This window comes from Hymenobacter negativus (assembly GCF_017571495.1).
GTDB classification, from domain to species: Bacteria; Bacteroidota; Bacteroidia; order Cytophagales; family Hymenobacteraceae; genus Hymenobacter; species Hymenobacter negativus.
Genome location: NZ_JAGETZ010000002.1, coordinates 292,129 through 307,876 on the forward strand (window position 1 = coordinate 292,129; position 15,748 = coordinate 307,876).

A 15,748-nucleotide genomic window follows, 5' to 3' on the forward strand; every position below is an offset into this window, starting at 1 on the left:
GTTGAGCCATTTTTAATTCTTCATTTTTAATTTTTAATTGCCTTTTGCCTATGCTCGACCAGCTACTTGCTCATGCCGTTCAATGGAGCAGCCTGCCCCGGCTGGCCCGTATTCGGCAGCAGCCGCACGAGGTGCAGGCCCGCTTACTGCGTGGGCTGCTACGCCGCGCACAGGGTACCGAGTGGGGGCAGCGCTACGGGTTTCAGGAGCAAATGACGGTGGCTGCCTTTGGCCGGCGCGTGCCCGTGAATACCTACGAGCAGTTGTACCCAGAGCTGGAAAAAGTGCTGCGTGGCCAGACCAACGTGCTGTGGCCCGGCCGGCCCCGCTGGTTTGCCAAAAGCAGCGGCACTACCAATGCCCGCAGCAAGTACATCCCCGTCACAACTGAGGCACTGCACGACTGCCACTACCGCGCCGGGCGCGACATGCTAGCCCTGTCCACGCACTTGTACCCACGGGAGCGCCTGCTAGCCGGCAAAACATTGTCATTGGGTGGAGCGCACACGGCCAATCCGTTTCGGGAACAGGAGGGGGCTTCGCGGGCGGGTGATGTATCGGCCGTTATCATGGCGCAGTTGCCTTCCTGGGCCGAGCAGTTGCGCACGCCGCCGCTCCAACTGGCCCTACTGGATGAATGGGAGGAAAAGATTGAGCGCATTGCTGCACACGTGCTGCGCCAGGACGTGCGGGTGCTGGCCGGCGTGCCCACTTGGATGGTAGTAATGCTGCGCCGGGTGGTAGCCCTGGCCGGTGCCGACAATATCACCCAGGTGTGGCCGCAGCTGCGCTTGTTTTTGCACGGGGCTGTGGCATTTGGTCCCTACCGGGAGCTGTTTCGTCAGCTTGTGCCCGATGCGCGTATGCGCTACCTCGAGATTTATAATGCTTCGGAAGGCTATTTCGCGCTGCAAGACCAAGTTGAAAGCGAAGACCTGCTGCTGTTGCTCGACCACGGAATCTATTATGAATTTCTGCCTGCTGACCAGTGGGCTGCGCCCGACCCACGCCCCGTGCCGCTGACCGAAGTAGAGTTGCATCGCCCCTATGCCTTGGTTATCAGTACGAATGCGGGCCTTTGGCGCTATGTGGTGGGCGATACGGTGCGCTTCACCTCGCTGGCACCCTACCGGGTGCGCATCACCGGGCGTACCAAACACTTCCTCAACGCTTTCGGAGAAGAAGTGGTGATTGAGAACGCCGAGGCTGCCGTAGCCGCTGCCAGCGAGGCGACTGGGGCAGCCGTGCGCGACTTCACGGCTGCCCCGGTCTGGTTCACAGCCGATAGTGCTACCTCGCGCGGCGGGCACGAGTGGCTGGTTGAGTTTGCGCCCAATACCGTCAGCCCCGACCTCACCCGTTTTGGGGCCGTGCTCGACGCCACGCTATGCGAAGTGAATTCCGATTATGCAGCCAAGCGTCACCGTAGCCTGGCCTTGGCGCCGCCTCGGCTGCGGGCCGTGCCAAGCGGCACCTTCGAGGCTTGGCTGGCGCGGCAGGGCAAGCTGGGCGGCCAGCACAAAGTGCCTCGCCTGCTCAACTCACGGGAAGTGCTGGAAGCAGTGCTGCAAGTTGCCACGATAGCTGCCAGCCGGCCCTAAAGGTCAACTTAATAGGTCAAAAAAAACGTTGGCGGAGCCAAACCATAATTTGGTGGGCTGTAGGCGCTTTTTTGCCGAAAATGTTGTGTTGTTATCAAATAATATTATGTAATATTACCGTAACAATCCCACCCATGACCTATATCCCCGAAGCTTCCGTAAGCCAAAAAGCGGTCTATAAGCGTCCGTACAAAACCCGTCAGCAGCGGCGTTTGGCTGACCGCAAAAAGTACGACGAATCCAAGGACCGCAAGTTTCTGATGTGGATGGCCGGAGCCGTCGCCATTCTGCTGTTAATTGCCATCGGCTTTATGGCCCAGGGAGTTGCGGAACGCAGTGCCGTTGAAGCCGCTTCCCTACCAACCGGGCAATAAATAAAACTCGCCGCGTCGCTTATTCGTCCAAAATGCCGCCCAGCAGGCCGCCGAGTACGCTGCCGCTTTCTTTTTGCGCATTGCCGCCACTGGGTGCCAGTGCTTGGATTAGTTTTTTGATGGGCATCGACTGAATCCAGACGCGGCCGGTGCCGCGCAGTGTGGCGAGCAATAGCCCCTCGCCCCCAAATATCATCGACTTGAGTCCCCCGGCGCGGGCTACGCTAAAATCGATGCCCGGCTCGAATGCAACTACGCAGCCAGTATCCACCCGCAGCAATTCGTTATTGAGGCGTTTCTCGATGATAGTGCCGCCGGCGTGCACAAAGGCTTTGCCATCGCCGGTAAGCTTTTGCAGGATAAAGCCTTCGCCGCCAAACAGACCAGCTCCTAATTTCTGGTTGAAGTGCAGGCTGATTTTAGTGCCCCGTGCGGCAGCCAGAAAGCCGTCCTTTTGCACGATAAGGCCAGCAGGCAAATCGCGCAAATCAATGGGAATAATGGTGCCGGGATAAGGAGCCGAGAAGGCTACCCGGCTTTTGCCGTAGCCGCCGCGGTGGGTGAAGTGGGTAATAAACAGCGACTCGCCCGTAATCAGGCGCGTGCCCGCCGAAAATAGCTTGCCCATAAAGCCCTGGTCGGGCTCGGAGCCGTCGCCCATCTTGGTTTCAAAGGCGATGCCCTCGTCCATGTACACCATGGCGCCGGCTTCGGCAATAACTGTTTCATTGGGGTCGAGCTCGACTTCGAGTACCTGAATGTCGGAGCCTAGGATGCGGTAGTCAACGTCGTGCGAAGTCATAGCAGGAGGAGATGGGACAGTTATTGGGTTGCTTGAGTCAAAGATAGTGGGGCGGCAATATTGCGAAAGCAACTGCGCAAAACTTTAGGCTTGGAACTGCAATAATTTGCGGGTACAGCGTTACCAAAGGGTTTCAAACTAACTTTATAGTTAGTCCCAACTTTCTCTGCATATGCGTCTTCCTTCGTTTCTCTTGCTTCTGAGTGGTACGGTTCTGCTAAGTTCCTGCGCAGGCTCGCTGCCGGCAACCCGCCACTATGGTCCCCATGGTTTCTGGAAGCCCAACCGCTTCGACCGGCACGGTCTCGAAACCGGCCGTTGGCGCACGTACTACGATGATGGCAGTAAACAGCCATTCACGGCCGGGCGCTACAAGCACGGCCGGCCGGTGAAAACGTTCAGCTACTACGACCCGACCGGCAAGCTCGACCGCTCGGAACAGTACCAGCGCGACGGATTTTGTGAGGTGACGTACTGGCACCCCGGCGGGCAGGTAGCCCGTAAGGGCCACGCCCAGTGGGTGACCGGCAAAGACCGGCAACCACGCTTCTACTGGTACGGCCCCTGGACGAGCTATAATGTCAACGGTCAGATTACCAGTGTCCAAACATATGAAGACGGCAAGCAGGTCCGCACCGAAACGTATGAGGATGGCAAGCTGACGCAGGTTGAAATATTCGACAATGAAAAGCGAACCCGCGTCGAAACTTACGCCGATGGCCAACTGCTTAAGGTAGAGAGCTTCGAAAAAGGCTTGCGCACCGGCACAACCAATACGCTGTAGGATTGAGGCCGCAAAAGCGAGTACCCCGGATTTCCCATTTGGCCCGCCTGAACAATGACGTCCTGATGGGCCAAATGAAAAATCCGGGGTACTCGTTCTATCCTACTCGTCGGAGGGCAGCTCACTACGGGTTTCAGCGGCTTCCTTCTCGGGGTCGTCTACGGTTTTCTTGCGTTTGGCTTCGCGGCTGGTGCGCTTGATGAAGTCCTCTTCCGATTCTTCGGGCTCCGTTTCGTGGTGGCCGTCCTCAATGGGGAAAGCATCGTCTTCGCTCTCGCCGGGGCCGGGCTTTTCGCCAAACTGGCCGGCACGGTCCACCAACTTCTTATCGCGCACATGCCGTCCCAGAAACTGGTTGATTTGCTCGATGCTGTAATTAGAGGTGATTTCGCCCAGCGGATTTACCCCGATTTCGAACCCTTCCAATTCCTTATGGACGCGGGCTTTTTTGTTGGGGTCGGCGGCGGCTTTTTTAGGTTTGACGGGTTTCTTGGCCATGACGGAGAAAGTAGAGCAAAAAGAAGTTCTGCAGCTTTACGAAAAATAATACGGGAAGTGGCCACCGATGGTCAGCCTACACGCAAAAAGAGGCTGGCACCGACCAGCCTCTTTTTGTAAAAGGTCTTCATTCGGAGCCTTTGCGCAGCCGTTGCTAAGCTGTGTGCAGCGTAGCAACGGCTCCACGCAGCCGCTCAGCTACTTCGGACACGCCCAAAATGACTAGTGTTTCGAACAGGTCGGGGCCGGCAGCAGCGCCGGTTACGGCCACACGAAGGGCCTGTAGTACCTGGCCGGGCTTGAGACCCTGCGCCGCCATCGTGTCGTTGAACAAGGTTTTCAGGCCTTCGGCCGAAACTTCGGGGGCGCCGGGCAAGGCTTCTGCATAAGCCGTGAGGGCGGTAGCCACCGGCGCATTCCACTTCTTGCTGACAACGGCCTCATCGTATTCAGTAGGAGCCTGGAAAAAGTATTTAGCCTCCTGCCAGAAGTCTTTCGGGAAGCTTACACGCTCCTTCATCACGCCTACAATCTGCTCGGCTTTCTCCTGTGAGCCTACAATGGCGTGCTCGTGCAGGGCATCCAGCAGGTAGGGCGCTAGCTCGGCATTGGATTTGGCGCGCAGGTAGTGCTCGTTGAACCACTTCACCTTATTCTGGTCGAATTTGGCCGGCGACTTGCTCACACGCTCAATGGAAAAGGCCTGAATCAGCTCATCCATAGAAAAAATTTCCTGCTGGGTGCCCGGGTTCCAGCCCAGGAAAGCCAGGAAGTTCACCAGTGCTTCGGGCAGGTAGCCGTCTTCGCGGTAGCCGCGGCTGATGGTGGCTTCTCCAGTATCGGCGTCGGTGCCGTGCCACTCCAGCGGGAATACGGGGAAGCCGAGGCGGTCGCCGTCGCGCTTGCTCAGCTTGCCGGTGCCATCGGGCTTGAGCAGCAGGGGCAGGTGGGCAAACTGCGGCATGGTCTTCTCCCAGCCCAGATAGCGGTAGAGCAGCACGTGCAGCGGCGCCGAGGGCAGCCATTCCTCCCCCCGAATTACGTGCGAGATTTCCATCAAATGGTCGTCCACGATGTTGGCCAGATGGTAGGTCGGCATGCCGTCCGATTTCATCAGCACCTTGTCATCAATGGCGCTCGAATGCACCACCACCCAGCCGCGAATCAAGTCCTGAAAGCGAACTTCTTCTTTACGAGGGACTTTCAAGCGAATCACGTATTGTGCACCACCGTCGAGCAGTGCCTTCACCTCGTCCTCGGGTAGGGTGAGGGAGTTGCGCATTTGGGCGCGGGTGATAGAGTTATACTGCGGATTGGGCACCTTGGCAGCCTGTAAGCGGGCACGCATGGCGTCCAGTTCCTCGGCTGTGTCGAAGGCGTAGTAGGCGTGTCCGTCGGCAATAAGCTGGTCGGCGTACTGCTTGTACATGGGCTTGCGCTCGCTCTGCTTATAGGGGCCATGGGGGCCGCCCACGCCCTGTCCTTCGTCAATCACGATGCCGCACCAAGCTAGGGCTTCCAGAATATACTCTTCGGCGCCGGGCACGAAGCGGTTCTGGTCGGTGTCCTCGATGCGGAGTAGCATCTTGCCGCCCAGCTTGCGGGCCAGCAAGTAGTTGTATAGTGCGGTGCGCACGCCGCCGATATGCAGCGGTCCGGTGGGCGAGGGCGCAAAACGCACTCGAACTTCTCTCTCAGTCATGGCAAATGAAAAGCGCGCCCCGGGGTTCGGAACGCGCCGCAAAGGTAAGGCGAAGGGCCGTTAGCAGTTGCCAATGAGCAGTGGGCAAAGAGCTATGAACAGCAACCTTATTATTGTTTGCTCGCAAAGGCCCCCTGTCTCTGCTACATCAGTCCCGGTTCTTGAAGCCCAGCCATAGCACCAAGCCCAGCAAGGCGATACCACCCCTAATTATCCAGGCCATGGTGGTGCCCCAGTTCTCAATCCAAGTGAGAAAAGCGTAGTGCAGGTTGGGGTTAATCAGCGGCAGTACCAATGAAATAAGCCCAATAATGAGCAAGCCGAGTCCAAGTTCTTTCATAAAAGCTGGGAAAAAAGGGGCGAATGATTTTCGTGTCAACGCCCCGCCAGCCAGGATATTATGCTCCTACTGCTACACAGGAAATTTCCACTTCCACATCGCGGGGCAAGCGGCTTACTTCCACCGTTTCACGGGCCGGGGCCACGGCCTCATCGAAGTACGAACCATACACTTGGTTGACGACAGCGAAGTTGCCCAGGTCTTTCACGAAGATGCTACACTTTACCACATCGGTGAGGGCCAGGCCAGCGGCAGCCAGCACAGCGGTCAGGTTTTGTAGCACTTGGTGGGTTTGGGCGGCTACGTCGCCGGGCACCAGTTGGCCGGCGGCATCGAGCGGTATCTGGCCCGATACATATACGGTGTTGCCCGCCTTTACTGCTTGCGAATAGGGCCCAATGGGCGCGGGGGCTTGGTCGGTGAGAATAATCTGGTGAGCCATGATGCAAGGATTGAGTGCTTTTATGCCAAAGTAACAGCCTGCAGCTCACATACAGTATAAATACATGAGGCTGATAGTTTCTCAAAGACTATCCTTCGCAACAACGATGCGGGGCACACCAAAATATTGGCCATAGCCATTTAGGGCTTCCCGCGAGCCCACATCTGCCACGCCGAAGCTGAACAACAGCTCCGGTTTATTGCGCAACGGATGGATAACGACCACGGGGCCACCGGTTTTCATCGTCTGGTAGCGTGTCCGAAGCTCCGCATCGTAGCGGGCGGCTTCGCCATCCAGCCACTGCTGGTAAGCACGCAGTACATTGTTGCTGCCAAAGCCCAGCAGGTGTCGGCGTGTCTGGACGTTATAGTCGGCAAAGAAAAACAGGACCAGTAAGCTAACCCACAGTGGGGCCAGTCGGCCGGTTGCCAATTCCTGAAGCAGCCCAGATGGCTGGCCTTGGCGTATCTGACGGCAGCACCAAGCTAGCAGCACCCCAAACCAAGCAACCAGAAACAACATATAAAGAGTCGTTCGCGCGCGCAACGGCAGGCCGGTGCCACTGGCATAGTAGGCCGGGCAATTGGCGGCTGCCAGCAACAAACCCAGTCCAATGGTCAGCCATCCGGCCGGAAAGCGGGCCAGCACCGCCACTAATAGGTGCTCACGCTGCTGAGCTGCACGGTAGAGCACCGGCAGTATGAGGGCCGAAAGAGCCAGCAGTACCGGGTTGCCAATCCAGGTTAGGAGTAAGTAGGCAGTGGTGAAGAGAGAGTAAGCCAAGGCTTTGATTAAGCCAAATGACTCGTCCATGCTTTGCATACGCACAAAATTGCCCGGTGCCGAAAACGAAACGATGCAGCCAACGGCCGTCAAGCCTGCCATTAATAGCAATACCCAACTACGGTTGTGCCACCAGCTTAACATTCCATAGGCTAGTAGTATCAGCAAAAAAGGAAGGGCTACCGGCTCCGTCGAACCCGCAATAGCAACCGTCAGAATGACCAGACAAATCAGCCAGCCGGCGGTGGACCTCTTGGCTTGCCGGGCAATTGCGTAGTGCCCCAGGCATACCAGCCACAGCAGCAGCAGCCACCCCGTCACTACATACGTGTAGGCACCAGTAAACCAATAAAGCCCTTCAGCTTGCCCCGGCGCATAAGCCAGCCACATCGCTAATAGTATGCTGGCTCCTAACCAGGCGGCGCGCCCAGAAACGCCCGGCAAGAGTGTGATACAAAGCCGAAACGTGAAAAATGTGCCCAGAATAAAGCCTAGCGCTACTATCCACCAGTGCCCCTCCATGTGGCCATACAGTAGCGGGTTTACTAGTGCCAGTAAGACGGTAGTGGCGTAGCGCCCCGTGTGGTTGAGGTAAAAATATTTCTGCGACTCCCAGAATCCCAGTCGTTGCACCGTCACCGCATCCAGAAAGTCGTCGAGCGAAGGGTGATTGTAGTAGGAGAGGGCTACAAATGGCAACGCCACCAAAACCACGCTGATGGTAGTCAGCAGGTTTTGGTGGCGTTGAAAAAATCGGGTAACCAAACTAGTGGAACTGCTCATTGGAAAAGGCGAAAGCGTATTCAAGCTAGTCCTATCGGACTGCCAGGACGCTTATTCTACCGTTACCGATTTGGCCAGATTGCGGGGCTGGTCCACATTGCAGCCGCGCAACACGGCAATGTGGTAGCTCAGCAATTGCAGCGGCACCACCGACACCAGCGGCATCAGAATTTCGCTGGTATGAGGTACTTCAATCACAAACTCGGCCATTGGCGGAATCACGGTGTCGCCTTCGCTCACAATGGCAATGATGCGGCCCTTGCGGGCTTTCACCTCCTGAATGTTGCTCACTACTTTTTCGTACGAGCTGTCGCGGGTAGCAATTACCACCATCGGCATGTTCTCGTCAATCAGAGCAATAGGGCCGTGCTTCATCTCAGCGGCTGGGTAGCCTTCGGCGTGGATATAGCTGATTTCCTTGAGTTTGAGGGCGCCTTCCAAGGCAACCGGGAAATTGTAGCCCCGGCCTAGGTACAGGAAGTTGGTGGCATCCTTAAAGATTTCGGCAATGGCACGGATTTCCGTGTCCAGTTCCAACGCCTTGCTCACCTTGGCCGGAATCGTCTCCAGCTCCACCATCAGCTCGCGCAGCTTGGTATCGGTGATGGTGCCGCGCTTCTGGCCCATAATCATGGCTAATAGGGTCAATACCGTTACCTGGGCTGTGAAGGCTTTGGTTGAGGCTACGCCGATTTCGGGGCCGGCGTGGGTATAGGCACCGGCGTCGGTGGCTCGGGCGATGCTGCTGCCTACAACGTTGCACACGCCGAAAATAGTGGCGCCCTTGCTCTTGGCCAGCTCAATAGCAGCCAGCGTATCGGCGGTTTCACCGCTTTGCGAAATGGCAATAACGATGTCGCGCTCCGTAATAATTGGGTTGCGGTAACGGAATTCAGAAGCGTATTCTACTTCTACCGGAATGCGGGCCAGGTCCTCAATCAGGTACTCTGCTACTAGGCCGGCGTGCCAGCTTGTGCCGCAGGCTACGATGATGATGCGCTGAGCGTTCACAAACTTCTGCTCGTAGGCTCGGATGCCGCCCATGTTCAGGTGGCCAGCTTCCAGCTCCAGACGGCCGCGCATGGAGTCGAGGATAGAACGTGGCTGCTCGAAAATCTCCTTCAGCATGAAGTGCTCATACCCACCTTTTTCGATGGAGTCAAGCTCCATTTCCAGCTTCTGGATATAGGGAGTCTGGCTCACGTCTTCCTTGCTGCGGATTTCCAGCTGGCCATCGCGAATAACGGCGATTTCGTAGTCATTCACGTATACCACTTCGTTGGTATACTCGATAATTGGCGTGGCGTCCGAGGCAATAAAAAATTCGCCTTCGCCAATGCCAATCACCATCGGCGAGCCTTTACGAGCCGCGATGAGCTGGTTAGGCGCATCCTTGCTGAGCACCACAATAGCGTAGGCACCTACTACTTCGTGCAATGCCAAGCGCACCGCTTCTTCCAGTGAGCAGGTGTTTTGCTTCTGAATTTCTTCAATCAGGTTTACGAAAACTTCCGTATCCGTATCGGAATGGAATACGTGGCCTTGCAACTGCAAGTGCGTTTTCAGAGCCGCATAATTCTCAATAATGCCGTTGTGGATGATGGCAATGCGCTCCGAAGTAGAATAGTGGGGGTGAGCATTCTCGTCGTTAGGCTCGCCGTGAGTTGCCCAGCGGGTGTGGCCCATGCCCACATTGGCGTGGGTATCTTTTTGGGAAATAAACGCTTCGAGGTCGCTGACCTTGCCCTTCTTTTTGTAAACGGTGAGGTCGCCGTTGAGCAGGGCCACGCCCGCAGAATCATAGCCGCGGTATTCGAGCCGGTGCAGGCCTTTGAGGATAATGGGGCAGGCCTCACGATGGCCCAGGTAAGCAACAATGCCGCACATGGCAGGAATGGTTAAGTTCTAATGAAAAAGAAAAACACTGGCCCGCTCCCATACCAAGTGGCTATGGGAGCGGGCCAGGTAACTAGCGTTTGGAGTAATATACGCGCAGCTTAATGTTCGCTGCATCGAGCGCTGCCCGGTTCAGGGTTAACGTGCTTGAGGCTTGGATACTGGGGGCCAATACCAAGGCTGTCGGGTTGCCGCCAAGCTTGTCATACAGATAAGCCTGCAGGTAGCTGGTGATGGGCAAGCTATAGTAAGCCTGGTTGGTAAGAGCATCGACAAGGCCGCCGGCTGCATACGACCCAACACCCGTCTGGTCGGTGCCGTCGGCCTGTACTACCCGGTCGGTCGGAATAAAGTTGACCACGCGCTGCAGCACATTATTGCTGGCGTCAACCTCTACGCCATACAGCAGATTGGGATTCTGAAATAGCGCGTTGGTATAGGGTTTTACAGGCACGCGAATCTCGGCCCGGTTGATGGTCAGGCCGCCTGTAGTAGCAGCAGCTATTAAGTCCGAAAGGCCGGTAAATGAAATGCGTGTGGCCAGGCCCGTGCCTTCCTGCGCATAGCTCAGGCCATTGAGCACCGATGGATTAACTGACCCCGTCCGGTTGTCCAGTGCCAACAGATTTGTTGGAAACTCATTCTTAATCTCGGTGTAGTAACGCGGGTCGCTGCTGCCCGACAGGTTCAGGCTGCTGAATACGGGACCAAAGTAGAAGGAGTACGAGCGGCGGGTAGTCGCATCGGTGTGATAGTAGAATATCATGCGCTGGCGGTAGCCCCGGCTAAAGGCCACAATTCCACTTCGATACGTAGTATTGGGTTTGATAGCCAGCCCTTTCAGTAGGCCGTTCAGCGTGGATTGTTTGAAGCCTGCCTGAGTAAGCTGCGTGAAGATGCCATCAATATAGGGTGAGGGAACCTCCGTAATGGCACCCCCAGCCGCACGGCGGCGCAACAACAGGCGCACCGTGGGGTCGGAAGCAGTGGAGGTAACAGCCGGAATGGCCGCCGTAGTATTTGTGGCCGCAACAGCAGCTGTCACAATCACTTGCTGCGTACGGTTGAGGCGGCTGGCTACGTTGGTGGCAATTACCGTTGCTGGCTGCGCCATGCTGGCATCGTACACCTGCCGGTCGTCGAGCGGGGCCTGCAGCTGGTAAATATCGAACCGGGCGGGAGTGGTTGTGCTGCCGTACACTTGGTCGAACCCCATCACCATTACCACCGAATCGATTACAGCGGGCGCAGCCGGCGTGGCCACGGTGGAAGGCAGAGAGTCGGTTACGCTACCGCCAACAGCCGTAATAGCTGCTGCATCCAGCACGTTGAGGTAGGCGTTGGCCGTGGTTTTGCCCGCCACATTGTCTTCGAGGCAGCCCACCAGATAGTGGTCCGTTTTCAGGGTGTGCACCGGGGCCAGACGCACAGTCGAGGCACTCAAAGGCAAGTCCTGGTATTGCGTGTTCACCGATGTGGTATCGGGCAGGTCCACGTTCAGGGCCGTACCCGTGTCGCAGCCCGTGAGGGCCAGGGCGACAAAAGCTACCAGAGGAGCACCGCGGCTAGTTAGCCAATTCATTGTAGAGCGCTAGGTAAGAAGAGTGCAGGTTTTCATCAGTAGCTACCTGGCTAAGCTTGTTGTTGAGGGCGTACTCATGGAACATGCCGTTCATATTTTCGCTAAAGTCCTCGTCGGACCGCACCACGGTATCGGCATACTCCATGCCCATTTTGATGAAGCCGCTAAAATCAGCCGATTTCAACGAAGCCAGCATGGCATCGTCAATGTCGAGCATTTTGGCTTTCTCCAGAATGTTGCCCTCAAATTTATCGTCAAACTCGTTGTTGTAAATCGAGAACACCGATTTGGCATCCTTGAATACCGGGTCTTTCTTATAGGTCGTCTTTAGGTAGAGCGGAATCAGGCCGGTCATCCAGTCGGAGCAATGCACAATGTTGGGCGACCAGCCCAGTTTTTTTACCGTTTCGAGCACACCTTTGCAAAAAAAGATGGCGCGCTCGTCGTTATCCGCATAAAACTTATCATTTTTGTCGACCAAAGCCGACTTGCGGTGGAAATAATCTTCGTTATCGATAAAGTAAACTTGCAGCTTGGCGGTCGGAATCGACGCCACTTTAATAACCAACGGCTTTTCGTCGTCGCCTACCGCAATGTTGATGCCCGACAGGCGCACTACTTCATGCAGCCGGTTCTTGCGTTCGTTGATAATGCCGAAACGAGGCACGAAAATGCGAATTTCGCAGCCCATCTCCTGCATGCTGGCGGGTAGGCGCCGGAGCATCTCAGCCACTTTCGTGGTCTGCAGAAATGGGTCAATTTCGGTGGCCGCGTAAAGGATTCGTAGCTTCGACATAAAGGAATTATTGAAGAGAATGGGACAAGGCCATGCTATGGGTGCACAAAATTAAACAATTTTGAGCGGAAAATCAATAAAACCTACTCCGGGGGGCGTTCCAATTGCCTTCCTTTACTATGCAGATACTAACTACCGCCGCTGAGTTGCAAGCTTATACCGAGCGGGCTCGTCAAGCTGGCCACCGCGTGGGCCTGGTACCCACCATGGGCGCTTTGCACGCCGGCCACCTGCAATTGGTACAAGCGGCGCGGGCCGAATGCGACGAAGTCATCGTCAGCATCTTTGTTAATCCCACGCAGTTCAACAATGCCGAAGATTTTCGGCTCTATCCCCGGGTGCCGGAGGCTGATGCTGCTCTGTTGGGGCCAGCCGGCTGCACGGTGCTGTTTGAGCCCTCAGTGGCGGAAATGTATCCTCAGCCCGCCGTGCTGCGCTTCGATTTTGGCGAACTGGAGCGGGTAATGGAAGGGGCGCATCGGCCTGGTCATTTCAATGGCGTAGCCACGGTGGTAAGCAAGCTGTTTCACATGGCGCGGCCGCACCGGGCATATTTTGGGCAAAAGGACTGGCAGCAGGTGGCCGTGGTGCGCCAGCTGGTGGCCGACCTATCGTTCGACCTAGAAATTGTGGCCAGGCCCACCATTCGCGAAGTCGATGGCCTGGCAATGTCCTCGCGCAACCGCCGGCTCGATGCCGGGGCTCGCTCTGTGGCGCCGCTGCTGCATCAGGTGCTGGCCGCCGCCGCTGCCCAGGTGCGACAGGGTGTGCTGCCGGCCCAGGTGCAGGCCGAAGCCAACGCTACCCTCGTGGCCGAACCGCTGATAACACCCGAGTATTTTGAAGTAGCCGATGCTCAAACGCTACAGCCGCTGAACGCCTACGTGTCCGGCCGTGCGGTGGTGCTGTGCCTGGCCGCGCACCTGGGCGGTGTGCGCCTGATTGATAACGTGGTGGTGGAGTAGGGACTGAGGTGTAGGGGCAAGAGGATAGGAGGCAAGAGGCATTTCCTTGTCTCGATTAAAACGGTGCGCTCCTGCCTTCAACACTTTCCTGCCTCCTTGCCATTCTGCCCTAGACTTAGAGTGGGGTTATCTTTGTGGCCTTTATCAACGCTATTAATCCGAGCTATGTACATCGAAGTAATGAAGTCCAAGATTCACCGGGTCACGGTCACGCAGGCCGAGCTGCACTACATTGGCAGCGTGACCATTGACGAGGACTTGATGGATGCGGCCAACTTCGTGGAAAACGAAAAGGTGACCATCGTGAATGTGAACAACGGCGAGCGGTTCGAAACCTATACCATTCGGGGCCAGCGCGGTTCGGGCACTATTTGCCTGAATGGACCGGCGGCGCGCAAGGTGGCCGTGGGTGATGTCGTAATTATTTTCTCCTATGGCTTCGTTGATTTTGCCGAGGCCCGGCAGCACAAGCCCACCGTCATTTTTCCCAACGAGCACAACCGACTGGCCTAATCAATGGCTAAATGAGCGAGTGGCTGAATAGCGGATGATTAATCCCGACTGTTCAGCTATTTGCCTATTCGTCCATTCACTCACTCATTGATGAAACACTTTCTGACAGTTCTTAAATATGTGCTGCTGCTGAGCATCTCGGGCGCGCTGATGTGGTATGCGATGCGCGGCCTGAAGTGGGACGACATCAGCCAGGCGATTCGCACGGCCAACTACTGGTGGCTGGGCCTCACCATGGCGCTGTCGGTGCTGGGCTACTTCAGCCGGGCCTACCGCTGGCGGATGCAGCTCATCGCCTCCAAGCACGAAGTCGGATACTGGCCGGTATACCACGCCTCTATGGTGGGCAACCTGGCCAATATTGTGTTGCCCCGCATGGGGGAGGTTATTCGCTGCTCGGTACTGCGGCGCACCAGCGGCGTGCCGGTGCAGGTGGCGTTGGGCACGGTGGTGACCGAGCGAGTGATTGATGTGCTGGTGCTGCTGAGCCTGATTGGTTCGGTGCTGCTGCTGGATTTCAATACGTTCTGGCGGTTTGTGACCGACAATGTGCTGGGTGGGCGCTATGATGCGCTGGCGCGCAACCGTACGCCGCTGCTCATTGCCGCCATCATTGGGTTGGTGTTGCTGCTGTCGGTGGGCTACGCGCTGTTTCGCAACCTGGAGCGGCTGCGTCAGAATGCTGTTTTCAACAAAGGGGTGCTTTTTGTCAAAGGTCTGCTAGCGGGCGTTTTTAGCGTACTGAAGCTGGAGAATAAGGGCTTGTTCCTGCTTCATACCGTATTTACCTGGGTGGTTTACTACCTGATGGACTACCTCGCTTTTTTCTGTTTTCCCGAGACCTATACCCTCGATATGCGCGCGGGGCTGGCGGTCCTCACCTTTGGCGCGTTTGGGATGGCGGCACCGGTAGCGGGCGGCATCGGCCCGTTTCACGTGATGGTGCAGGGCATTTTGCTGGTGTACGGCATTAGCAAGGAAGCCGGCATTGCCTACGCGCTGGTGGTGCACGGCGCCCAAACCCTGCTGGTGGTGCTCATGGGCGGCATCAGCTTCGTGGCGGTGGCCGCCGCCGACAAAGGCAGCGTCCTCACCGAAGCCGAAGCACTGGCCGAAGAGCCGCTCACGACGGAAGGAATCTGATTTTTTTAAGGGTTGAATGTTGAGGGTGAGTTTTGAATGTTGAGGTTTTAACGCACCCCCAAGCGCTAACAGCTGCATTCAAAACAGCGCATCCTACAACCCCTAAACATTCAAAACTCAACTCTTCTTTATGTGGACGAAAGATAAAATTCTGACCCGCGAGCAATTGCCTGCCACGCTGGATGGTTGGCGGGCTGCCGGACGCAAAGTGGTGTTCACTAATGGCTGTTTCGATTTGTTGCACCTCGGCCACGTCGATTATCTGGAGCAGGCGCGGCATTTAGGCGATGCCCTGGTGGTGGGCCTCAACACCGATGCCTCCGTGAGCTGCCTGAAGCCCGGCCGGCCCATTCAGGACGAAGCGGCGCGGGCCCGGATTCTGGCCTCACTGGCCTTTGTGGATGCTGTGGTGCTGTTTGGCGAACCCACGCCATTGGAACTGATTGAGCTGGTGCAGCCCGATGTGCTGGTGAAAGGCGATGATTATTCCATTGAAGCCATTGTGGGGCACGAAGTGGTATTGGCCCATGGCGGCACGGTGCGCACGGTGGCACTGGTACCGGGCTACAGCACTTCGCGCATCGTGGCGCGCATTCTGGCCACGCAGTAGCTCTGGCAACAGGGAAAAGAGGGCATCTTTTTGCGAAAATGACTGTTACAGCATCGAAGGCCAGGCGCCGCGATGTGGCAGCACAGGCGTTGCATACAGGCCGATGAATCCTGAATTTAACCTCATTTCCTAAC

Annotated in this window: 16 protein-coding genes; 7 read left to right on the plus strand and 9 right to left on the minus strand. The window is 56.6% G+C overall.

Annotated features, from left to right (window positions below):
- Positions 1 to 50: 50 nt before the first annotated feature.
- Positions 51 to 1,601: a GH3 auxin-responsive promoter family protein gene (locus J4E00_RS05445; RefSeq protein WP_208174045.1), complete on the plus strand. Its 1,551-nt coding sequence runs from the start codon at positions 51 to 53 to the stop codon at positions 1,599 to 1,601.
- A 134-nt stretch (positions 1,602 to 1,735) separates the two neighbouring features.
- Entirely contained in the window at positions 1,736 to 1,975 is a 240-nt protein-coding gene (locus tag J4E00_RS05450; RefSeq protein ID WP_208174047.1) for a hypothetical protein, read from the plus strand.
- 19 nt (positions 1,976 to 1,994) lie between these two features.
- Here the strand turns inward: J4E00_RS05450 and J4E00_RS05455 are convergent, their stop codons facing one another.
- Positions 1,995 to 2,777, minus strand: a complete 783-nt coding sequence (locus J4E00_RS05455; protein ID WP_208174049.1) for a TIGR00266 family protein — start codon at positions 2,775 to 2,777, stop codon at positions 1,995 to 1,997.
- 172 nt (positions 2,778 to 2,949) lie between these two features.
- Here J4E00_RS05455 and J4E00_RS05460 point away from each other — a divergent pair, with 172 nt between their 5' ends.
- Positions 2,950 to 3,561 (plus strand): toxin-antitoxin system YwqK family antitoxin, encoded by a 612-nt coding sequence (locus J4E00_RS05460; RefSeq protein WP_208174051.1) that lies wholly within the window; start codon positions 2,950 to 2,952, stop codon positions 3,559 to 3,561.
- 102 nt (positions 3,562 to 3,663) lie between these two features.
- On the opposite strand, the gene J4E00_RS05465 is transcribed toward J4E00_RS05460, so the two are convergent.
- From J4E00_RS05465 to J4E00_RS05500, 8 genes are all read right to left on the minus strand, one after another.
- Positions 3,664 to 4,059 (minus strand): hypothetical protein, encoded by a 396-nt coding sequence (locus J4E00_RS05465; protein WP_208174053.1) that lies wholly within the window; start codon positions 4,057 to 4,059, stop codon positions 3,664 to 3,666.
- Positions 4,060 to 4,213: 154 nt separating this feature from the next.
- Complete coding sequence (gene gltX / locus J4E00_RS05470; RefSeq protein WP_208174055.1) at positions 4,214 to 5,761, minus strand: glutamate--tRNA ligase; 1,548 nt, start codon at positions 5,759 to 5,761, stop codon at positions 4,214 to 4,216.
- A 148-nt stretch (positions 5,762 to 5,909) separates the two neighbouring features.
- A complete protein-coding gene (locus J4E00_RS05475) occupies positions 5,910 to 6,101 on the minus strand; it encodes a hypothetical protein (protein WP_208174057.1) in 192 nt (63 codons plus the stop codon).
- 58 nt (positions 6,102 to 6,159) lie between these two features.
- Entirely contained in the window at positions 6,160 to 6,543 is a 384-nt protein-coding gene (locus J4E00_RS05480; protein WP_208174059.1) for a Rid family detoxifying hydrolase, read from the minus strand.
- Positions 6,544 to 6,624: 81 nt separating this feature from the next.
- Positions 6,625 to 8,109, minus strand: a complete 1,485-nt coding sequence (locus J4E00_RS05485) for a DUF6056 family protein (RefSeq protein WP_208174060.1) — start codon at positions 8,107 to 8,109, stop codon at positions 6,625 to 6,627.
- 51 nt (positions 8,110 to 8,160) lie between these two features.
- Positions 8,161 to 9,996: a glutamine--fructose-6-phosphate transaminase (isomerizing) gene (gene glmS, locus J4E00_RS05490; RefSeq protein WP_208174062.1), complete on the minus strand. Its 1,836-nt coding sequence runs from the start codon at positions 9,994 to 9,996 to the stop codon at positions 8,161 to 8,163.
- 82 nt (positions 9,997 to 10,078) lie between these two features.
- Positions 10,079 to 11,587: a DUF4270 family protein gene (locus tag J4E00_RS05495; protein ID WP_208174064.1), complete on the minus strand. Its 1,509-nt coding sequence runs from the start codon at positions 11,585 to 11,587 to the stop codon at positions 10,079 to 10,081.
- Positions 11,571 to 12,383: a glycogen/starch synthase gene (locus J4E00_RS05500; protein ID WP_208174066.1), complete on the minus strand. Its 813-nt coding sequence runs from the start codon at positions 12,381 to 12,383 to the stop codon at positions 11,571 to 11,573. Before J4E00_RS05500 ends, J4E00_RS05495 begins: the two co-directional genes overlap by 17 nt.
- 119 nt (positions 12,384 to 12,502) lie before the next feature.
- Between J4E00_RS05500 and panC the strand changes: the two genes are divergently transcribed.
- The 4 genes from panC (at position 12,503) to rfaE2 (ending at position 15,614) form a co-directional block, all read left to right on the plus strand.
- On the plus strand, positions 12,503 to 13,348 hold the full coding sequence (gene panC / locus J4E00_RS05505) for a pantoate--beta-alanine ligase (RefSeq protein ID WP_208174068.1): 846 nt from the start codon (positions 12,503 to 12,505) through the stop codon (positions 13,346 to 13,348).
- Positions 13,349 to 13,513: 165 nt separating this feature from the next.
- Positions 13,514 to 13,861, plus strand: a complete 348-nt coding sequence (gene panD, locus J4E00_RS05510; protein ID WP_208174070.1) for an aspartate 1-decarboxylase — start codon at positions 13,514 to 13,516, stop codon at positions 13,859 to 13,861.
- A 90-nt stretch (positions 13,862 to 13,951) separates the two neighbouring features.
- Positions 13,952 to 15,004, plus strand: coding sequence for a lysylphosphatidylglycerol synthase transmembrane domain-containing protein (locus tag J4E00_RS05515; protein ID WP_208174072.1), 1,053 nt, complete (start codon positions 13,952 to 13,954; stop codon positions 15,002 to 15,004).
- Between the two features lie 130 nt (positions 15,005 to 15,134).
- The gene (rfaE2, locus tag J4E00_RS05520; protein ID WP_208174073.1) at positions 15,135 to 15,614 is read left to right on the plus strand and encodes a D-glycero-beta-D-manno-heptose 1-phosphate adenylyltransferase; all 480 of its coding nucleotides are present in this window, start codon (positions 15,135 to 15,137) and stop codon (positions 15,612 to 15,614) included.
- Positions 15,615 to 15,748 lie beyond the last annotated feature (134 nt).